We start from the raw sequence: 18677 nt of genomic DNA, 5'->3' as shown, positions 1-18677 counted from the left end.
CTCCTGACGGTTCTACTCAGGCATGAGTACGCCGACCTGCCGCATCAGCCCGGTCGTGTCGGCCTGGACCCAGCGTTCGACGATCTTGTGGTTCTCGAGGCGGTAGACCTCGATGCTGGTCCAGCTGACCGGCAGGCCGGTGGGATGGATGCCGAAGATCGGGGCGACGTGCCGCCCGGTGAAGGTGATCTGCATGACCACCCGGCCGCCGTCGGCGGCGTAGAGGGCGTCCAGGCCGGCCCGGAAGTCGAGGGCCTCCTGTGCGACGGCGAGGAGCCCCTTGAGCGCCTGGAGGCTGTCGACGTTCCAGGCCGGGTTGTGGTCGACGAAGTTCGGGGCGAACAGTTCGTCCATGTCGTCGTAGCGGCGGGCGTTGACGGCGTCGGTGACCCGCCGGACGAGGGCGACGTTCTCCTGGTCGACGGTGGTGAGGGCGGTGCTCATAGCGAGGTCAGCTCGTCGACGCGGTACTCGGCGATGGCGAGCCCCATCTCGGTGTCGGTGCGGCGCAGCACCCAGCGCTGGCGGGCCCGCATGGCGAGCCGGGATCCGTCGGAGGTCTGGGTGGCCCGCCACACCACGACCACGTCGACGTTGATGTCGTCGCCGGCCATGCTGGGGGTGACCTCCTCGACGACGTGCGTCTCGTCGGTGTAGGCGCGGCAGACCGTCGCGTACCAGTCGCGGAAGTCGTCGATGGAACGCAGCGTCCGTTCCGGGAACACCATCTCCAGGCCGTCGGTGGCGAGGCAGTCGACCACCTGACCGGCCGGGGCGTGCTGATCGAGGTACTTGAACCAGAGCGCGGCGAAGGCGGACACGGAGTCGGCCATTGTTTCGGACTTGGTCGTCACGGTGTGTCTCCAGGATCGTCGAGGACGGCCTCCACGAGGTACGGGCCGTCGTGGTCGAGCATCGTGCGCAGGATGGTGGGCAGGTCGGCGGCGTGCCGGGCCCGGGCGGCCGGCACACCCATGCCGGCCGCGAGGTTCACGTAGTCGACGCGCGGCTCCCGTACGTCGAAGAACGGCGGGAACGCGGCGCCGGGATCGTCGTCGTGGTCCTGGCGGTACTGTTCGAGGTTGTCCTTGAGCAGCTGGTAGCCGCCGTTGTGGCAGACCACGAACTTGGCGCCGATCCGGTGGTGGGCGGCGGTCCACAGTGCCTGGCAGGTGTACATGCCGCCGCCGTCGCCGGTGAAGCCGACGACCGTACGCTCCGGGTGTGCGATCTTGGCGCCGATGGCGCCGGGGATTCCGACGCCGAGTGTTCCGCCGGGTGTCTGGAAGAAGTGTCCCGGCCGGGTGGGTGGCAGCCATCGGGTGAGGGCCGGTGAATTGGTCAGCGCCTCGTCGAAGACGATCGCGTCGTCCGGGAGCAGGGCGGCCAGGGCGGCGACGACGGCGGTCATCCGCAGCGGCGCGGAGTCGGCGTTGCGGCCGGCGCCGAGGTCGTCGGCCAGTGCCCGGTCGAGTTCCGCGGTGCGCTGCACGGTGCGCCGGTGGACCCGTTCGGCGGCGGCGTGGCGTTGCGGGTCGGTCATCGCCTCCTCGAGGGCGCCGGTCAGGGCGTGCAGGGTGAGCCGCGGGTCGCCGAGCATGCCGGTGGTCACCGGATGGTTCTTGGCGATGGCGTACGGGTCGAGGTCGACGTGCACGACGGTGGCGCCGGGCCGGAACGGGTTCTCCAGGTCGGGGAACACGTCCGGGAACACGTAGGTGCCGCAGATCAGCACCGCGTCGGCCTGCGCGACGAGGGAGGCGCTGCTGTCGCCGAACATGTGCCCGGTCAGGCCGCCCCACAGTGGATGGGTCCACGGCATGAGCAGCTCGGAGGCCATCGCCCCGTGCACCACGGCGCCCCAGATCTCGGCGAACCGGGTGAGTTCGGCGACCGCTCCGGAGGCGGCGATGCCGTCGCCCGCGATGATCACCGGGTTGTGCGCGCCGGCCAGGAGGCGGGCGGCCGCCTGGATCGCGCCGGGTTCCGGGACGACCCGGGTGTCCGGCACGGTGGTCGGCACCACGGGTTCGCCGGAGATCTGGTCGAGCACGTCCTGCGGCAGGGCCAGGAAGACCGGTCCGCGCGGCGGGGTGGCGGCGACCTTGAGGCAGCGCCGGACCAGCCGCAGCAGACTGTCCGGATGGGTGACCCGGGTGGCGTACTTGGTGACCGGTTTGGCGATGTCGACGAGGTTCACCGACATGTGTGCCTCGAGCGCGTCGTAGGCGACCCCCGCCTCGCCGGCCATCACGAGCATCGGTGTCTGCCGGTGCAGCGCGTGGTAGAGGCTGCCGACCGCGTTGCCGAGCCCGACGCCGCTGTGCAGCAGCACGACGCCGGGCCGGCCGGTGGCTTGCGCGTAGCCGTCGGCGGTGCACACCACGGCGGCCTCCTGGAGGCCGAGCACGTAGTCGATGTCGGGGAAGCGGGCGATCTCGTCGAGCAGCCCCTCCTCGCTGGAGCCGGGGTTGCCGAACAGGAATCGCACGCCGTCGGCGCGCAGCTGTTCGAGCAGGCGGCGGTGGCCGGTGGCCAGCAGTTCCGGAGCGTCGGTCCGGTCGGTGGTCGCGGTCATGACACACCCACCGGCACGGCGGACCTCGTCAAGACCTCCGAGATCACGGTACGGGCGAACTGTCCCGCCTGCGCCCCCGTCCGGCCGGTGACCAGATCGTCGTCGACCACCACGTCCTGGTCGACGTAGCGTGCGCCCATGTTGAGGGCGTCGCCGTACAGGTTGGGGTGGCAGGTGAGGCGGCGGCCGCGGACCAGTTCGGGGGTGCGTGACAGCAGCCACAGGCCGTGGCAGATGATCCCCTTCACGATGCGGGGTTCGGCGAAGGCACGGCGTACGAAATCGGTGGCCGGTGGCATTTTCGCCAGGTCCTCGCTGTACCGCAGCCGGTCGCTGACCATGGCGGACGGCACGATGATCGCCGAGTAGGACCGCAGCGTGTCGTCGTCCATGTTCTCGAAGGACTCGGCGCAGACGAACGGCGCCTTGTACTCGTGGCCGGTGAAGGTGATCGACTCCTGGCCCCAGAGGCGGGTGAGGAAGTGCAGTTCGGCGCCCTCCTCCGGGAACCGGTAGGAGTAGTACCAGATCTCGTGCTCGTAGAAGTCGCTCTCGACCAGGACCGCGATCCGGTGCCCGGCCAGTGCCCCGGTCACCAGCCGTACCGCCGTAGTCCCTGGCCGAGGACGTCGACCAGCGCCCGTCCACAGCCGACCGACGACTCGGTGGAGCGGGCCGTGATGAACGGGTGGTCGACGATGACCGACTCGGCGTGGCCGACGTTGCCGATGAACTCGCCGTCGGGGCCGACCGCGTCGCGCAGGATGAACTCCAGTGGGTAGAACGGTGGGCCGAAGTTGACGTACCCGTCGCCGAAGCCGCGGTTGGAGCCGTCGACGGCGTGCGGGCCCTCGAAGCCGGTGCCGTCGTGGTAGTCGTAGTCGATCGGATGGCCGGTGACCCGTTTGCCGCGGATGATGCTGAGTTTGCGCAGCGGGTCGCGGGCGAAGGCGAGGGCGGCGACGCCGTAGCAGACCGCCGCGACGGGCTGGTCGAGGCGGACGAAGCCGAGGATCAGCTCGTGCAGGCGCTGGTTGTTGGCCAGGTCGATCATGGCGCCGCTGCCGCCGACGATGACGAGCGCGTCGTACGCGGGCAGGTCGTGGGTGACGACGCGTTCGATGGTGCGGTAGTACTCCTCGCTGTCGCGCAGGTAGGTCGGTGAGCTGGGGTAGGGCCGTTCCGGCAGCCATCCGGCCAGGTCGTGCGGTTTGTCGAGCCGGTCGCCGGCGTCGAGTTCCCGGGTCTTGCGGGCCATCTCGGCGCTGGTCACCGATTTGCCCTGCGGCGGGTCGACGAAGCCGGGGCTCATGCTGACCGCCAGCGGGGTGGGCCGGGCGCCGGTGGGGGTGACGAACTCGACCTCGTACCCGGCCTGGTCGCAGGCTTCGAGTGGGCCGATCAGCTCCTCGCCCCAGTAGCCCCACTCGGAGACGACGAACAGTACCTTTCTCATCGGGGGCCTCCCGTGGTCGCGAGTTCCTGGATCAGTTCGCTGTCGCGGAGTTGCTCGGCGACCTGGCCGGTGGCGTTGACGACGGCGAGCGTGTAGTCGGCGTGCTGGCGGGTGAGGGCGAGGTCGCGGACCGCCGCGCTGTCGAGGTGCATCAGGTCGGCGGCGTCGAGGGTGATCGCGGTGCAGCCGATCCGGCGGGCCTCGTCGAGGCGGGCGTGCAGGGCCGGCATGGTGTTCAGGCTCAGGGTGCCGGCCAGGGAGATGTCGGCCCGGCCGCCGTCGCTGCCGGTGAGGTCGGCGCTGAACGCCAGCCCGGCGGGGCTCATCCGTACCCGTACCGTCTGGGGTTGGTCGGCGTGCGGGAGGGTGACGGTGAGCGCGTCCGGGTCGAAGTCGTGGTGTTCGTGGCCGTTGATCCAGACCTGCATGATCTGCGCGCGCCCGGGTGGCAGCAGGTCGGGCGCCACCCGGAGGGTGGCGCCGAACGCGCCGGGCTGGGGATGGAACCACAGGTTGAGTGGTTCTTCGCGGCGCAGCAGGTTGCCGTAGACGGCGGCGAGGTAGCCGAGTTCGGCGCTGTGGTACATGGCCATCGAGTGCGAGCCCTTGCTGCGTTCGCCACCCATCTCGAACGGGGTGCCGTTGGCGAGGACGTTGAAGTAGATGCCGCCGGCGCCGGTGTCGAGCATCCACCCGTTGTAGAAGGCGGCGCCCTCGCGGGCCTGTTTGGCGTATTCGGGGCGGTGCAGCACCCCGTCCAGGATCAGGTAGGCGAGGATGCCCTGCTCCTGCTGCCACCAGGCTTTGCGGTCGTGCCACACCAGACGGTGGAAGTGTTCGCCGGGGCCGGTGACCCGTTCCACCATGTCGTACCAGCCGCCGCGTTGCGGGTCGGCGCCGACGGACGGCATCAGGTCGGCGATGCGGGTGGCGAGGGCGACGTATTCGTCCTTGGGGCGCAGGCTGTTCATGCGCATCAGGTTCCAGGCGATCTTCAGGTTGTGGCCGACGATGGCCCGGTTCCGCTGCTGGCCGTACTCCTGGTCCTTGTTCCAGTCGCCGAAGAACTTCTCCTGTACGAACGGGCTGGCGTCGTAGTCGGGGAAGTGGCCGACGATCGTGTCGCAGCAGTCCTCGAGCATGTCGGCGTACCGCTGCTCGCCGGTGGCCAGATAGAGGTTGATGAGGTAGGCGGGGATGTGGTCGCCGACGGAGTTCCAGTTCTTGCGGTCGGCGTTGGTGTGCCCGTCGGCCTCCAGGGCGGGGCTGCGCGGGTCGAAGGTGACCGGGTCGATGTGCGAGTAGTAGCCGCCCCGGTCCGGGTCGTGGAAGTACTTCTGGAACAGGTTGATGGTCAGGTCGATGATCTCGCGCAGTCTCGGTTCGCCGGTTATCCGGTAGACCTGGGTGAGCCCGGCGACCGCGTAGATCTGCTCGTAGCAGGGGATGGCGTTGTAGTCGTCGCCGAACTCGGAGGCCAGGATCTTGCGCTCGCCGCCGTCGGGCAGCACGTCGACGGCGTGGTACCAGTAGGCGATGTGCTGGCTGCGGTCCACGGCGCAGAAGTGCTCGATGAGGTAGTTGGCGCCGGCGACGGCCGCGTCCAGATAGGCCTGGCCGCCGCTGAGCAGGTAGGCGGTGGACAACCCGTAGATGAGCCGGGAGATGGTGTCGGTCTCCTGCCGGATCGACTGGGTCTTGGTGCCGAGCATCGACAGGTCGGTGCGGTAGCCGCGGTAGTCGTAGCCGTTGCCGGCACCGCCGAACTCGGCCTGCAGGTAGAAGTCGGCGATGGCGCGGACCTGCCGCTGCCACCAGTCCAGTGCCTCGAACCGGTACTCGTCGGCCTCCTTGCCGAACAGGAGTACGTGCTTGGCCTCGAAGCCGGTGCCGTTGTCCTCGTTCGGGTAGAAGACGCCGTAGACGTGGATGAACCGGCCGGGTTGCAGCAGGCCGCGCATCTGGGCGCTGGCGTCGACGTACGCCTCGCCGAGGTTGCGCAGCATCTCCCCGACGGTGGTCGAGGTGAGCCGGGCGGCGAACGGCCGCCCGTCGGAGGTGCGCAGGCCGACCGTGTCGGTGTCCGGGTCGTAGCCGGTGACGTACCCGGCGACCAGGTCGGAAAAGGTGAAGGTGATCTGGTTGACCTGTTCGTCCAGGCCGATGGCAGGGTTCACGGTGTCTCTCCAGACAATGCCCGCAGCAGCACGATGCTGTGTGCGGTGACCAGATAGCCGGCGGTGGTGACGGGCTGCTCGGCGCCGATGTCGGCGATGTCGGCCGGTGCGGCGAGCGCGGTGTCGACGACCCGCGCCCAGCGGCGTCCCGGGTCGAGGTCGAAGTGCAGCGCCTCGGTGTGCATGTTCATCATCAGGTGCAGGTCGGGCTCGCCACCGAGGCCGGCGATGGTGCAGGCGAAGGCGCGGCCCTGCGGGTCCTGCCAGTCGGGCCGGTCGAGCCGGGTGCCGTGCCAGCGGATGTCGGGTACGCCGCGTTCATCGGGCAGTCCGGTGTAGAACCCGTCGTGCCGCAACGTCGCGTGGCGGCGGCGCAGCGCGATCAGCTGGGTCCAGAACCGCAGCAGGCCGTGGTTCTGCTCGGCCGCGGTCCAGTCGAACCAGCTGATCGGGTTGTCCTGGCAGTAGGCGTTGTTGTTCCCCTGCTGGGTGCGGGCCACCTCGTCCCCGGCGGTGATCATCGGGACGCCGCGGGAGAGCAGCAGCAGGACGGCGAAGTTCTTGATCTGCCGGGTCCGCAGCGCCAGCACCCCGGGGTCGTCGGTGGGCCCTTCCGCGCCGCAGTTCCAGCTCATGTTGTCGTCGTTGCCGTCCCGGTTGTCCTCGCCGTTGGCCTCGTTGTGCTTGCGGTCGTAGGCGACCAGGTCGGCCAGGGTGAACCCGTCGTGGCAGGTGATGAAGTTGACGCTGTTGACCGGCCGGTGCCCGCGTGCCTGGTAGAGGTCGGCGCTGCCGCCGAAGCGGTCGGCCATCTCACCGATCAGGCCGGGCTCGCCGCGTACGAACCGGCGTACGGTGTCGCGAAACCGGCCGTTCCATTCGGCCCACCGGTATCCGGGGTAGCTGCCGACCTCGTAGGCGCCGGCCGCGTCCCACGCCTCAGCGATGATCTTCGTGGTGGCGAGGGTGTCGGACAGTTCGATCTGCCACACCACCGGCGGTTCGTCGAGGACCGCGCCGCCGGGCCCGCGGGTCAGCACCGCGGCCTCGTCGAAGCGGAAGCCGTCGACGTGCATCTCCCGTACCCAGTACTCCAGGCATTCCACGATCATCTTGGTGACGATCGGATGGTTGGCCATGAGCGTGTTGCCGCAACCGGAGTAGTCGTCGTAGTAGCGGCGGTCGGCCTGGTGCAGGTAGTAGTAGTTGGCGTTGTCCAGGCCCGCCCAGCAGAACAGCGGCCCCAGGTGGTTGCCCTCGTCGGTGTGGTTGAAGACGACGTCGAGGATGACCTCGATCCCGGCGGAGTGCAGGGCCTTGACCATGTCCCGGAACTCGGCGACGTGCCTGCCGGCCTGCGGCTCCACGCAGTAGTCGGCGTGCGGGGCGAAGAACGCGGCGGTGCTGTAGCCCCAGTAGTTGTTCACGGTCGCGTCGAAGTCGCACACCGGCAGCAGCTCCACGGCCGTGACACCGAGCGCCGTGAGGTAGGGGATCTTGTCGATGATCGCGGCGAACGTGCCGGGCCGTGCCACCCCGGAACCGGGCGATCGGGTGAAGCCGCCGACGTGTATCTCGTAGATCACCATTTCGGACATCGGGCGGTTCAGCGGCCGGTCGCCCTGCCAGTCGTAGTACCGCTCGTCGATCACCGCGCATCGCAGCGAGGTCGCCGTCGTGTCGTCCGGCCCGCAGGCCGCCTCCCGATCCCAACGGCCACGATCAAGACCGCGGGCGTACGGGTCGGCGAGCACTTTGCCGGCGTCGAACCGCATGCCGAGCTCCCGTGCGCCGTCACCTTCCGGGCCGAACACCCGGAGGGCGTAGAACGACGGCGCGCTCTGGCCGCGCAGGTACACGTGCCAGACGGCGAAGCTGCGGTTGCGGTCCGGATCGAGGGTGACCGTCTGCACGGGTTCGGCGTCGCCGGGCTGGTCGAAGACGAGCAGCTCGATGCCGGTGGCGTGTTCGGAGAAGAACGCGTAGTTCACGCCGTCGTCGTCCGGGGTGGCCCCGAGTGGATGGCTGCGGCCGGGCTCGGGATGAAAGAGGGCTTCGCCAGCGGCGTACGGCCGGCGGAGCTGGCTGACGCTCATGCCAGAAGCCTAGGGAGTAACGCGAGCAATTTTCGTGTTACCGGGCAACCGGAACGGCCTTCACTCGCGGGACTCCAGAAGCTCCACGACGTGGCGGTAGCTGTGCGGACGGATGCTGACCCTGCCTTCGAACGGGTAGTTCAGCTCCACGGCCAGGAACACGTTGACCCCGATCGTGGCGGCCACCCCGGCGATCAGGACGCGGCGCAGCCAGCCGTCCCGGACGCCGCAGGTCACGCACAACGACAGCACGACCACCGAGCCGGTGAGCACGGAGATCCACACGACATCCGGCAACTGCTGCTCATGGGCCAGGCGTACGGCGTCGGCCCGCAGCTCCGTCGCCGTCGCCAGCCGCCGCACCGCGTCCAGCACGAACGCACGCTCCGCATCGGTGTGCGGCGTGATCGTAGCGATTGTCGACGCCAGCGAATCGAGCGCCTCACCGACCACCGGCGCCGCCTCGCCGTGGGTCCGGTTCGACCAGTTCTCCAGAACACCCCGGTTGTATTCCAGCACGACCTCGTCGATCGCCGCCTGCACCGCCGGATCACACACCCGGCTCGCCTCGGCCATCGCGGCCAGATTCATCGCCTCCGCCTCGGTGGCCGCCCGGGCCTCGCTGCGTTTCTCCCACAACGTCACCACGCACAGGCCGATCGCCACCGAATACACCACCGCCGCCGCGGACAGCATGATCCCGGTCGCGTCATTGTGCTCGCCCCGCCGCCAATGCGGCAGCCACCGGTGCACCAGGGATTCCAGCAACAGCATGAACACCGGCAACCCGATAACCAGCAGGATCAGGAGGAGCCACTCCGGCACCTCGGCCGCGAGCCACTTCGCCATCGTGCCGCATCCCTCCGACCAGGTCCCCCTGGGCATTCTTGTCCGGCGGCCGCCGGCCGGACGCCTTTTCCCGATCTCCGGCGCCGCAAGATCCCGTCCCCGACAATGGGCGAATGCGACGTGCCGTCCTGTCCACGTTGGTAGCCGCGACCCTCGGCCTGGCCGTCCCGGCCAGCGCCGCGGAAGGCGGATGCGCGCCGTCCGCGCGCCCGCACGGCACCGCCGCGACGATCGTGGACATCGCCCGCGCCGCCGGACGCGAACTCGGCCTCAGCGCGACGATCGTCCGGGTCACCGTCGGCGGGAAGGAGGTCGTGACCGCCGCCATCGGGCAGTCCATGGCCGGCGTCCCGGCCACCACCGGCATGCGGTTCCGGACTGGAGCGGTCGGCATCACCTACCTCACCGTTCTGCTCCTGCAATTGGCCGAGCAGGGTGTCGTCGACCTCGACGAGCCGATCGCCCGCTGGTACCCGGACCTGCCGCGCGCCGACAAGGTCACCCTGCGCATGCTCGGCAGCAGCACCTCCGGCTACCCCGACTACGTCACCTACCAGCCGTTCATCGACAAGCTCTACGCCGACCCGTTCCAGCGGTGGACCGAACAGCAGCTCATCGACATCGCCCTGACCCGGCCGCTCTGGTATGAGCCCGGCACCAACTGGAGCTACTCACACGCCAACTTCGTCATCCTCGGCCGCATCCTGCAACGCGTCACCGGCACCCCACTGGACCGTCTGATCCACCGGAACATCGTCGAGCCGCTCGGCCTCACCACCACCGTCAGCACCGACGACGCCGTCATTCCCGGCCCGGTCCTGCACGCCTACACCACCGAACGCGGCCGGTTCGAGGACTCCACCTACTGGAACCCGTCCTGGACCACCGCCCACGGCGCCATCCTCACCTCCGACATCTGCGACCTCGCCACCTCGGCACGCGCCGTCGGCACCGGCCGGCTGCTGTCCGCCCGCGCCCAGCGCACCCTGCTCGACCCCGGCACCGTCGGCCTCGGCGGCCCCACCCGCACCTGCCCGGCGACGATCTGCGTCCACCACACCGAACAGCGCCACTACGGGCTCGGCATCGACGTCCAGGACGGCTGGATCAAGCAGGACCCGTCGTTCGCCGGCTACTCCGCCGTACAGGCCTATCTGCCCGGCCGGGACATCGCCATCGCGGTCGCCGCCACCCGCGGCCGTACCACCACGGAGGTGAACTCGGCCCGGACCATCGCCGACCGGATCGCCACGTTGCTCACGGGGCCGGATAACCCCTAAAGCCGGGGTACGCCGCGGCCGATTTACGGGTCGGAGCCGGAAGAGCCGGCTTCGACGCGAACAGGGGGAGTTCCGGTGGCACGATGGGTGGCATGGGCGGCGACGGCGGCGTTGCTGGCTACGACGGCAGCATGCGGCGGCGATGGCGAGACGACGACTGCCGCCCCGGGCGGCGTCATCGGGCTCGCCATGCCGACGAAGACGTCGGAGCGGTGGATCGCTGACGGTGAGAACATGGTGAAGCAGTTCGAGCTGCTCGGCTACCGCACCGACATGCAGTACGCCGACGACGACATTCAGCGGCAGGTCGACCAGATCGACGCGATGGTCGACGCGAAGGTCAGCGCCCTGGTGATCGGCGCGATCGACGGCACCGCCCTCAAGAGCGTGCTCTCCAAGGCGGCCAGCGCCGACATCCCGGTGATCGCCTATGACCGGCTGATCCGCGACAGCGGCGACATCGACTACTACGCGACGTTCGACAACTACAAGGTCGGTGTCGAGCAGGGCGGCGCGATCGTGGACGCGCTCAAGCTGAAGACCGCGAAGGGCCCGTTCAACATCGAACTGTTCGCCGGGTCGCCCGACGACAACAACGCCACCTTCTTCTTCAACGGGGCGATGAGCGTGCTCAAGCCGTACATCTCCTCCGGCAAGCTGGTGGTGCGCAGTGGCGAGACGAAGTTCGAGCGGGTCGGGATCCTGCGCTGGGACAACGCGGTGGGGCAGAAGCGGATGGCCGGGCTGCTGAAGTCCGCTTACGGCAGCGCCAAGGTCGACGCGGTCCTGGCACCCAACGACGGGATCGCCCGCGGCATCCTGGCCGCCCTCGAGGAGGCCGGCTACGGCACCAAGGGCCGTCCGCTGCCGGTGGTGACCGGGCAGGACGCCGAGCTGGACTCGGTGAAGCTGATCGCCGCCGGTAAGCAGACCCAGACGGTCTACAAGGACACCCGCGAGCTGGCGAAGGTCGCCGTCCAGATGACCGACGCCGTGCTCACCGATGAGAAGCCGATGGTCAACGACACCAAGCAGTACCACAACGGGGTCGAGATCGTGCCGACCTTCCTGTTGCAGCCGGTGAACGTGGACCAGTCGAACTACGAGCGCGTCCTCGTCGACGGCGGGTACTACACCGCCGAGCAGATCGCCGCGTGATGAACGCCACCGAAAGGAAGCCCGAGGTGCTGAAGAACAGCGCTCTCCGAGACGCCCCGGTCTGGGCGAAACTGACCGCCCTGGTCGGGGCCGGCGTGCTCGCCGTAGGCGCCTGCGTCGGCGTGACCCTCTACAACAACCACGTGGCGGACGACACCGCGGAACGTCTCACCCGCCTGAACGCCGCCAGCGCGATCGTGTTGCGCCTCGACCGGGTCGCCAGCGAACTCAAGGTCAACGGCCTCCAGGCGATCACCCGCGGCGATGCCGGCGAGCAGACCGCGCTGCTCAAGGCCCGCCTCGGCGAGGCCGACAAGCTGCTGGGCGACCTCGAGTCCGTCGAGCTCGACAGCGACCTGACCGCGGCCGTCGGCCGGATTCAGGCGGTCTACCAGGACTACACCCAGGTGATCGAGCGGTTCGTCAGCGGGGCGGTGGCCGACCAGGCCGAGGCCCGCCTGGCGTGGGAACAGATCGACGTCGACAACTACCTGACGAGCGCGGTGCTGGAGAACGAGCGTGCGCTGTTCGCCGCCCGGGTCGCCGAGGCGACCCAGGAGGCCGCCGACACCCGGGACCAGGCACAGCTTGTCCTGATCATCAGCGCCCTGGTCGGCACGTTCGTACTCATCGTGATCGCGCGGATCATCGTCACCTCCATCACCCGGCCGCTGGAGCGCGTGCGTGCCGCGCTCAAGGCGATGGCCGACGGCGACCTGACGGTCACCGCGGACGTCAAGTCCAACGACGAGGTCGGCCAGATGGCGCAGGCTCTCGACGAGGCACAGCTCAACATGCGTACGGTCGTCGCCCAGGCCGCCGCCTCGGCGCACACCCTGGCGGCCGCCGCCGAGGAGATGACCATGACGGCCGGGGCCATCGAGGAGACCGCCGCCGGTTCGTCCACGCAGGCCCGTGACATGTCCGGCGCCGCCGCCTCGGTGTCGTCGAACGTCGGCGCGGTCGCCGCCGGCGCGCAGGAGATGGCCGAGTCGATCCGGGAGATCGCGCAGAGCACCTCCCGGGCGGCCGACGTCGCCAACCAGGCCGTGGACGTGGCCCGGTCGACCAGCGTGCACATCGACAAGCTGGGCGCCTCGTCGGCGGAGATCGCCAGCGTGGTGCAGGCGATCACCGCGATCGCCGAGCAGACCAACCTGCTCGCCCTCAACGCCACCATCGAGGCGGCGCGTGCCGGCGAGGCCGGTAAGGGGTTCGCCGTGGTGGCCTCCGAGGTGAAGGACCTCGCGCAGGAGACCGCCCGGGCCACCGAGGACATCACCCGCCGGGTCGCGGCGATCCAGTCCGACACCGCCGGCGCGGTCGAGGCGATCAGCCAGATCACCTCGGTGATCGAGCAGATCAACAGCTTCCAGACCACCATCGCCTCGGCGGTGGAGGAGCAGACCGCCACCACCGCCGAGATGAACCGCGGCATCACCGCGGTCGCCGACGGCGCGGAGACCATCGCGGGCGGTGTGGCCGGGCTGGCGTCCGCCTCCGAGCGGACCACCGAGGGTGCCGCCCAGTCCCGGCAGGCGGTCACCGAGCTGAGCACGATGGCCAACGAGTTGCAGACCCTGGTGGCGCGCTTCCGTACCTGATCGCTCCGACCGTGAAGTTGACCGCGACCGGCGGGCCTATTCGAGGCCTCGCCGGCCGCGGCCGTATGCGGCCAGGGCGTGGAAGGCGGCCTTCGGGGTCCAGGAGCCGTCCGGCAGGACCCGGACGATGCCGCGGGCGGCCAGGTCGAAGTCGTGGGCCGGGTCGCCGGTGGTCGGCAGGTGACGGTTGGCGAAGGTGTAGACGAACGCCGCCTCCACGCCACCGGCCTCGTAGTCGTGCAGCAGGTCCATCACGTACCGGGCCTGCTCCTGCTCGTCGCGTTCCAGGCCGGCGGTGAGTTTCGCGGCACGGCCGTGCTCGTCGTACGTCACCGGCTCGGACGCCCCCGCGACGGCGGCCGCGCCGCGGAACGTGCAGCAGCCGAACTCGGTGGCCGCGTAGGGTTTGCCCTGGCCCACCGCGGCTGCCAGGCTCTGCGGGAAGGCGGCGGCGTTGGTGGCGTCCCGGTAACCGGCGTCGCTGGCGATGATGTCGAACAGCGACCAGTCGACGTCCTCGAGGGGGATCGAGGCGTAACCGATCGGGCCGCCGAACCGTTCGCGCACGGCGGGCACCGCCTCGGCCAGGAAGTCGCGGACCGCGGCGCGGGCGGCCGGGATCGCCTCCCGCATCCGCATCGGGTCGGCGAACAGGGCCATGCGTTCGGGCAGGTCGCGACCGGGCAGGAAGCCGTCGGTGAACATGGCGATCTCGGAGCCGGTGAGATAGACGACCGGGGCACCGGCCTGCCGCAGCCGCTCGGCCCGCTCGGCCCCGTCGAGCAGGAACGCCATCAACTGGTCACGGTCGAGGCCGTTGGTGAACGGGCAGTACCAGACCTCGAGGCCGGCTTCGGCCGCCAGACGGGCGGTCAGTTCCAGCCGGTCCTGGATTCCGCCGCTGACGCGGACGGCGTCGCAGTGCAGTTCATCGCGGATGACGTGCAGGTCACGCCGTACCGTCTCGGGGTCGAAAGGCTCGTGGGTGGTGGAGCCGGCGCTGACGAAGCCGGTGTCGTAGTTCATGCCGAAGACGCGCATCAGCGGGTTCCCTTCGCTCTAAGGTACGGCGCGTACCGTATAGGGTACGTGCAGTACCCTGCAAGGCGTGAGCACGAGGCGCCGGGGCGAGGAACTGGAGCAGGCGATCCTGCGCGCGGCAGCGGAGGAACTACGCGAGTCCGGGTATGCGGGGATGACCATGGACCGGGTCGCAGCCCGGGCCGGGACCAACAAGAACGCGATCTACCGCAGGTGGCCGCACCGGGCCGCGCTCGGCATCGCGGCCTACCGCCACCTCACCGACGCCGTGATGCCCGACCCGGACACCGGCAGCCTGCGCGGCGACGCCCTGGAGATGCTGCGACGGGCCAACCAGACGTGGTCCTCGCCGTACGGCGCCATCCTGCGCGGCCTGCTCGCCGCCGCGGCCGACGACCCGGAACTGCTCACCCACATGCGCGAGCGCTCCGGCGCCGACACCATGGACCGGGCCTGGCTCACCATGCTGCGCCGGGCGGCCGCGCGGGGCGAGGCGCCGACCGCGGCCGCGCACCCCCGGGTCGCCACGACGCCGATGATGCTGCTGCGCGCCGAGTACGCGATGCGCGGCCACCCCTCCGTGCCCGACGCGGTGCTGGTCGAGATCGTGGACGAGGTGTTCCTGCCGCTCGTCCACGGCCGCGGCTCAGACCAGGGTCAGGCCCTGGACCAGATAGAGGACCGCGAGGGCGGTGGCGAGCGCGCCCAGCAGTAGGCGCAGGACCCGCTCCGGCAGGTAGGGCTGGAGCCGGGCGCCCAGGTAGCCGCCGAGCAGACCGCCGGCCCCGCAGAGCAGGCCGAGCGCCCAGTACGGGGCGATGTCACCGGTGGTGACCAGGGCGAGGATGCCGTAGGTGGCCGCGCCGACGATCGAGGTGACGAACGTGGAGGCCAGGGCAGCCGGCGCGATCCGGGACATCGGCGTGCCGCGGCCGGCCAGGATCGGGCCGAGGACGGAGCCGCCGCCGATGCCGTAGATGCCGCCGACCGTACCGGTGACGATGCTCAAACCGAGGATGGTGCGCCGCGACAGCGCCGGCCGGTCGCGGACGCCGGGGCGCACCGCCCGGGCGCAGAGCCACAGCCCCAGCGGAAGCAGCACCGCGGCGGCGACCAGCCGGAAGACCCGGGGTCCGGGGATGGCGAAGACCCGGATCAGCGCGCCCAGGACCACGCCGGGGACCGTGCCGGCGATCAGCAGCCGGGCGAGCGGACCGGTGAGCTGCCCGTTGCGGCGGTACCGGGCCAGCGCACCCGGCCCGGAGACGACGTTGTACAACAGATTCGTGGGGGTGACCGCCGGACTGGGCACGTTCAGCACGCTGAGCTGGACCGACAGCAGGAACACCGCGCCCGACACACCGACCGGCGCGGTGACGATCGAGATCAGCAGCCCGGCGAGGAAACCACTGAGTCCGGTCTGCCAGCTCAGCATGATCGACATATTAGTGACCGGGCCCTGTTACCTTTCCCCGGCGGCGCTCGTCATGTGGGTATGCTGATCAACCTCATGTACGTGACGATCAACGTCACCGACCAGGACCGCGCGCTCGAGTTCTACACCGAGGGCCTCGGCCTGGAGAAGCGCATCGACCACCCGGGGCCCCAGGGCCGTTTCCTCACCGTCGGCGTCCCCGGCAGCCCCGTGCAACTGCTCCTCTGGCCGTACCCGCCGGCCGCCGGGAACCCGGGCACGCCCAGCCCGGTGTTCCTCGAATCCGACGACCTGCGCAAGGATTTCGACGCCATGCGGGGGCGCGGCGTCGCCTTCGAGGGCGAACCCGCGGATTATCCGTTCGGCGTCCGCGTCGAGGCCATCGACCCGGACGGCAACCGGATCGCGCTCCGGGAGCGGCACGCCCGATGACCGATGAGCCGTCCGGCCTGGCCGAGATGTTCGAAGCCCAGCGCGACCGGCTGCGCGCCGTCGCGTACCGGATGCTGGGCTCGCACGCCGACGCCGAGGACGTGGTCCAGGAGGCCTGGATCCGCCTCGTCCGCCAGGACGCGACGGCCATCGACAACCTGGCCGGGTGGCTGACCACGGTCGTCGGCCGCCTCAGCCTGGACCTGCTGCGATCCCGGCGGGCACACCCCGAGAGCGAGTACGGCCTCGTGGTGACGCCCGCCGACGAGCCCGCGCCGGACGAGCAGGCGCTGCTCGCCGACGCGGTCGGCGTCGCCCTGCTCGTGGTGCTCGACTCGCTCACCCCGAGCGAACGGCTGGCGTTCGTCCTGCACGACATGTTCGCGGTGCCGTTCCAGGAGATCGGGCAGATCCTCGGGAAGTCGCCCGACGCCACCAAGATGATCGCCAGCCGCGCCCGCCGGAAGGTCCGTGCCACGGACCGGCCGGCGGGCCCCGGCCGCGAGTACCGGCAGGTGGTCGCGGCGTTCCGGGCCGCCGCCCTCGCCGGCGACTTCGAGGCGCTCCTGCGGGTCCTGGACCCGAACGTGAAACTGACCGTGGACACGCCCGACGGCATGATCGTCACCATCGGCGCCACCGAGGTCGCGGCCGGCGCCCGCAGGTTCTCCGGTGAGGTGGCCAGCCATCGTCCGGTGCTGCTCGACGGCCGTCCCGGGCACATCTCCCTGCGTGCCGACGGAACACCGCTCTCGGCCGTCGCCTTCGAGGTCGCCGAAGGCCGGATCACCGCCATCCACATCATCACCGACCCGGCGAAACTCGCCGCTCTGCACTAGGCCGCGCCCGGGCGGCCGGTCCTGGTACGGTGCGCGCATGACATTGTTTGCCGCCAACCGCACTCGCCTCGTCTGACCGGTCGCTGATCAGACGAGTCGCGGCTCGCTGCGTCGCGGCCGGTTGATGCCCATTTTTGCTGGTATCAACTCCCCGAGAGGCAGACACATGTTCATCCGTTCCATGTCCGAGAGTGATGTGGCCACCGTCGTGGCGCTGGCCGTCGACGTGTTCGGGCCGTTCCACGAGGAGTCCTTCCGGCCCGCGGTCGGCGAGGAGATCTTCGCCAACCAGGACGCCGGCTGGCGGCAGGAGTACGCCGAGCAGATCCCGCGCCTGCACGCGCCAGAGGAGCACAAGCACGTCGCGGTCGCGGAGATCGACGGCCGGATCGGCGGGTTCGTCGCCTGGACGGTCGTGCCCGCCGCCCGCAACGGCGAGATCACCCACGTCGCGGTGTCGGCGGCCAGCCGCCGGACGGGCGTCGGCGCGGCGCTGTGCGAGCACGCGTTCGCGCTGCTCAAGCAGGCCGGCGCCGAGGTCGTGACGATCGGCACCGGAGGGGACGGCTTCCACGCGCCAGCGCGTGATCTCTACGCGAGCCTCGGGTGCACGCCGTTCCCGGTGGTCACCTACTACCGCCGCCTGTAACCGCGGTCACCCGGGCACGTACGGCGTCGACGCGATCCCAGTCCTCGCCGCTGAGAGTGGTCAGCGCCGCGGGGAAGACGCCGTCCTGCTCCTTGAGGATGTGGTCGCGCAGCAGGTCGAGAATCTCGATCAGCTGTCGCGGCCACGCCGCGTCATGGGGCGTTGCCGTGGCCGCCGCGCCGAGAACCTTCTCGATGCGGCGGTGCTCCTGTTCGAGAGCGGCGACGTGGTCCGGGAAGTCGTCGGCCAGTAGCGGGAACAGGCCGTGCTCCTCGACTTCGGTGTGCGGGCCGAGCACCGCGCTGATCCGGCGGGCGACGGCGGCCATCCGGTCCACGTCGCCGGCGATGTGTGCCGCCCGCACGTCGCCGATCATGTTCACGACCAGGTCGTGTTCGCGGGTGAGCTCGTCGATGGCGGCGACGGACTGGCAACCGCAGTATTCGCACATGCTCCCAGGCAACCACGAGATCGGGCGATTCCATACGTATCCGAAGCATGGCAAATGCCACGCGACGGTCGGGACCAATGGCCGTTGACTCCGTCAGCCGCCGGGGCCCCGTCCTTCTCCGGCGGCGCGGGATAGAGTGGAGAGTGGAGCTGACACACCAAGAGATCTTCGAACGGTATGTGTACGCCGGCGCGGTCACCCGGAACCCGGACGCGATCGCCGAGATGTTCACCGAGGACGGCGTGTTCGAGGCGCCGCTGGCCCCCGTCGGCCATCCGCTGCACCGGCCCCTGGTGGGCCGTGACGCGATCCGGGCGGGAATCGCCGAGTACCACCGGCTTCCGGCTCACCTGGGCACGATGAACGCGGAACGGTCCGCGTACGTGCTGCACGAGACCGGCGATCCCGACGTCTTCATGGCCGAGATCGACGTCGTCTTCGACAGGCCGGACGGGAACCGGACCATGTCCCTGGTGCAGATCTTCCGCGTCCGCGACGGCCGGATCGCCAGACTCCGCGACTACTTCGCCGAGCCGCCATCGCTGCGCTGAGCGGCACCCTGGTCACGTCGCTTCCGGCAGGAAGAGCCGCATGCGCGATCGCGTGCCGGTGCTGGGACCATTGCCGACGTG

The 18677-nt window shown here is 70.0% G+C and carries 19 protein-coding genes; 8 read left to right on the top strand and 11 right to left on the bottom strand.

Going from position 1 to position 18677, the window contains the following annotated elements:
• Window positions 1-12: 12 nt before the first annotated feature.
• Genes IEZ13_RS11610 through IEZ13_RS11575 form a run of 8 tightly spaced genes read right to left on the bottom strand, consistent with a single transcriptional unit; the run spans window position 13 to window position 9156 of the window.
• Window positions 13-444: an ester cyclase gene (locus tag IEZ13_RS11610; RefSeq protein ID WP_183221122.1), complete on the bottom strand. Its 432-nt coding sequence runs from the start codon at window positions 442-444 to the stop codon at window positions 13-15.
• Window positions 441-854, bottom strand: coding sequence for a hypothetical protein (locus IEZ13_RS11605; protein ID WP_183221120.1), 414 nt, complete (start codon window positions 852-854; stop codon window positions 441-443). Before IEZ13_RS11605 ends, IEZ13_RS11610 begins: the two co-directional genes overlap by 4 nt.
• Window positions 851-2578 carry a thiamine pyrophosphate-binding protein gene (locus IEZ13_RS11600; RefSeq protein WP_183221118.1) on the bottom strand — a complete coding sequence of 576 codons (1728 nt, stop codon included), beginning with the start codon at window positions 2576-2578 and terminating at the stop codon, window positions 851-853. Before IEZ13_RS11600 ends, IEZ13_RS11605 begins: the two co-directional genes overlap by 4 nt.
• Window positions 2575-3174, bottom strand: coding sequence for a DJ-1/PfpI family protein (locus tag IEZ13_RS11595; RefSeq protein WP_183221116.1), 600 nt, complete (start codon window positions 3172-3174; stop codon window positions 2575-2577). The genes IEZ13_RS11600 and IEZ13_RS11595 overlap by 4 nt, the downstream gene beginning before the upstream one ends.
• Window positions 3171-4034: a type 1 glutamine amidotransferase domain-containing protein gene (locus IEZ13_RS11590; RefSeq protein ID WP_183221114.1), complete on the bottom strand. Its 864-nt coding sequence runs from the start codon at window positions 4032-4034 to the stop codon at window positions 3171-3173. Before IEZ13_RS11590 ends, IEZ13_RS11595 begins: the two co-directional genes overlap by 4 nt.
• A complete protein-coding gene (locus IEZ13_RS11585; protein ID WP_203833790.1) occupies window positions 4031-6211 on the bottom strand; it encodes an AGE family epimerase/isomerase in 2181 nt (726 codons plus the stop codon). The genes IEZ13_RS11590 and IEZ13_RS11585 overlap by 4 nt, the downstream gene beginning before the upstream one ends.
• Window positions 6208-8307: a glycogen debranching protein GlgX gene (gene glgX / locus IEZ13_RS11580; protein WP_183221112.1), complete on the bottom strand. Its 2100-nt coding sequence runs from the start codon at window positions 8305-8307 to the stop codon at window positions 6208-6210. Before glgX ends, IEZ13_RS11585 begins: the two co-directional genes overlap by 4 nt.
• Before the next feature lie 60 nt (window positions 8308-8367).
• Window positions 8368-9156 carry a bestrophin-like domain gene (locus IEZ13_RS11575; RefSeq protein ID WP_183221110.1) on the bottom strand — a complete coding sequence of 263 codons (789 nt, stop codon included), beginning with the start codon at window positions 9154-9156 and terminating at the stop codon, window positions 8368-8370.
• Window positions 9157-9269: 113 nt separating this feature from the next.
• Here IEZ13_RS11575 and IEZ13_RS11570 point away from each other — a divergent pair, with 113 nt between their 5' ends.
• From IEZ13_RS11570 to IEZ13_RS11560, 3 genes are all read left to right on the top strand, one after another.
• Window positions 9270-10436 carry a serine hydrolase domain-containing protein gene (locus IEZ13_RS11570; protein WP_183221109.1) on the top strand — a complete coding sequence of 389 codons (1167 nt, stop codon included), beginning with the start codon at window positions 9270-9272 and terminating at the stop codon, window positions 10434-10436.
• Between the two features lie 75 nt (window positions 10437-10511).
• Window positions 10512-11594 carry a multiple monosaccharide ABC transporter substrate-binding protein gene (gene chvE / locus IEZ13_RS11565; RefSeq protein ID WP_275408362.1) on the top strand — a complete coding sequence of 361 codons (1083 nt, stop codon included), beginning with the start codon at window positions 10512-10514 and terminating at the stop codon, window positions 11592-11594.
• Window positions 11594-13198 carry a methyl-accepting chemotaxis protein gene (locus IEZ13_RS11560; protein ID WP_183221107.1) on the top strand — a complete coding sequence of 535 codons (1605 nt, stop codon included), beginning with the start codon at window positions 11594-11596 and terminating at the stop codon, window positions 13196-13198. Before chvE ends, IEZ13_RS11560 begins: the two co-directional genes overlap by 1 nt.
• A 36-nt stretch (window positions 13199-13234) precedes the next feature.
• Here IEZ13_RS11560 and IEZ13_RS11555 read toward each other — a convergent pair whose 3' ends face one another.
• Complete coding sequence (locus tag IEZ13_RS11555) at window positions 13235-14239, bottom strand: hypothetical protein (protein ID WP_183221105.1); 1005 nt, start codon at window positions 14237-14239, stop codon at window positions 13235-13237.
• 67 nt (window positions 14240-14306) lie between these two features.
• On the opposite strand from IEZ13_RS11555, the gene IEZ13_RS11550 reads away from it, so the two are divergent.
• Window positions 14307-14954, top strand: a complete 648-nt coding sequence (locus IEZ13_RS11550; RefSeq protein ID WP_183221103.1) for a TetR/AcrR family transcriptional regulator — start codon at window positions 14307-14309, stop codon at window positions 14952-14954.
• Here the strand turns inward: IEZ13_RS11550 and IEZ13_RS11545 are convergent.
• A complete protein-coding gene (locus IEZ13_RS11545; protein ID WP_229794628.1) occupies window positions 14886-15674 on the bottom strand; it encodes a sulfite exporter TauE/SafE family protein in 789 nt (262 codons plus the stop codon). The two genes, IEZ13_RS11550 and IEZ13_RS11545, sit on opposite strands and share 69 nt — an antisense overlap.
• Before the next feature lie 60 nt (window positions 15675-15734).
• Here IEZ13_RS11545 and IEZ13_RS11540 point away from each other — a divergent pair, with 60 nt between their 5' ends.
• The 3 genes from IEZ13_RS11540 to IEZ13_RS11530 all read left to right on the top strand — a co-directional run bounded on the left by IEZ13_RS11540 (window position 15735) and on the right by IEZ13_RS11530 (window position 17594).
• Window positions 15735-16106, top strand: coding sequence for a VOC family protein (locus IEZ13_RS11540; protein WP_183221101.1), 372 nt, complete (start codon window positions 15735-15737; stop codon window positions 16104-16106).
• On the top strand, window positions 16103-16945 hold the full coding sequence (locus IEZ13_RS11535) for a sigma-70 family RNA polymerase sigma factor (RefSeq protein WP_183221099.1): 843 nt from the start codon (window positions 16103-16105) through the stop codon (window positions 16943-16945). Before IEZ13_RS11540 ends, IEZ13_RS11535 begins: the two co-directional genes overlap by 4 nt.
• A gap of 181 nt (window positions 16946-17126) precedes the next feature.
• The gene (locus IEZ13_RS11530) at window positions 17127-17594 is read left to right on the top strand and encodes a GNAT family N-acetyltransferase (protein ID WP_203833791.1); all 468 of its coding nucleotides are present in this window, start codon (window positions 17127-17129) and stop codon (window positions 17592-17594) included.
• Here IEZ13_RS11530 and IEZ13_RS11525 read toward each other — a convergent pair.
• Entirely contained in the window at window positions 17572-18045 is a 474-nt protein-coding gene (locus IEZ13_RS11525) for a hemerythrin domain-containing protein (protein WP_183221095.1), read from the bottom strand. The genes IEZ13_RS11530 and IEZ13_RS11525 overlap by 23 nt on opposite strands.
• Window positions 18046-18188: 143 nt before the next feature.
• On the opposite strand from IEZ13_RS11525, the gene IEZ13_RS11520 reads away from it, so the two are divergent.
• On the top strand, window positions 18189-18596 hold the full coding sequence (locus IEZ13_RS11520) for a nuclear transport factor 2 family protein (protein ID WP_183221093.1): 408 nt from the start codon (window positions 18189-18191) through the stop codon (window positions 18594-18596).
• Window positions 18597-18677: the final 81 nt, after the last annotated feature.

Origin of the sequence: Actinoplanes campanulatus, assembly GCF_014647795.1 — a bacterium.
Classification (GTDB): Bacteria; Actinomycetota; Actinomycetes; order Mycobacteriales; family Micromonosporaceae; genus Actinoplanes; species Actinoplanes campanulatus.
This window is presented reverse-complemented; position numbering and strand designations above follow the sequence as displayed.

What these genes read in the sequence shown, in the direction of transcription:
- IEZ13_RS11575 (WP_183221110.1), bottom strand. Translation starts at nt 9,156, where the DNA reads ATGGCGAAGTGGCTCGCGGCCGAGGTGCCGGAGTGGCTCCTCCTGATC.
- IEZ13_RS11600 (WP_183221118.1), bottom strand. Translation starts at nt 2,578, where the DNA reads ATGACCGCGACCACCGACCGGACCGACGCTCCGGAACTGCTGGCCACC.
- IEZ13_RS11530 (WP_203833791.1), top strand. Translation starts at nt 17,127, where the DNA reads ATGTCCGAGAGTGATGTGGCCACCGTCGTGGCGCTGGCCGTCGACGTG.
- IEZ13_RS11570 (WP_183221109.1), top strand. Translation starts at nt 9,270, where the DNA reads ATGCGACGTGCCGTCCTGTCCACGTTGGTAGCCGCGACCCTCGGCCTG.
- IEZ13_RS11535 (WP_183221099.1), top strand. Translation starts at nt 16,103, where the DNA reads ATGACCGATGAGCCGTCCGGCCTGGCCGAGATGTTCGAAGCCCAGCGC.
- IEZ13_RS11555 (WP_183221105.1), bottom strand. Translation starts at nt 14,239, where the DNA reads ATGCGCGTCTTCGGCATGAACTACGACACCGGCTTCGTCAGCGCCGGC.
- IEZ13_RS11560 (WP_183221107.1), top strand. Translation starts at nt 11,594, where the DNA reads ATGAACGCCACCGAAAGGAAGCCCGAGGTGCTGAAGAACAGCGCTCTC.
- glgX (WP_183221112.1), bottom strand. Translation starts at nt 8,307, where the DNA reads ATGAGCGTCAGCCAGCTCCGCCGGCCGTACGCCGCTGGCGAAGCCCTC.
- IEZ13_RS11525 (WP_183221095.1), bottom strand. Translation starts at nt 18,045, where the DNA reads ATGTGCGAATACTGCGGTTGCCAGTCCGTCGCCGCCATCGACGAGCTC.
- IEZ13_RS11540 (WP_183221101.1), top strand. Translation starts at nt 15,735, where the DNA reads ATGCTGATCAACCTCATGTACGTGACGATCAACGTCACCGACCAGGAC.
- IEZ13_RS11545 (WP_229794628.1), bottom strand. Translation starts at nt 15,674, where the DNA reads ATGCTGAGCTGGCAGACCGGACTCAGTGGTTTCCTCGCCGGGCTGCTG.
- IEZ13_RS11610 (WP_183221122.1), bottom strand. Translation starts at nt 444, where the DNA reads ATGAGCACCGCCCTCACCACCGTCGACCAGGAGAACGTCGCCCTCGTC.
- IEZ13_RS11590 (WP_183221114.1), bottom strand. Translation starts at nt 4,034, where the DNA reads ATGAGAAAGGTACTGTTCGTCGTCTCCGAGTGGGGCTACTGGGGCGAG.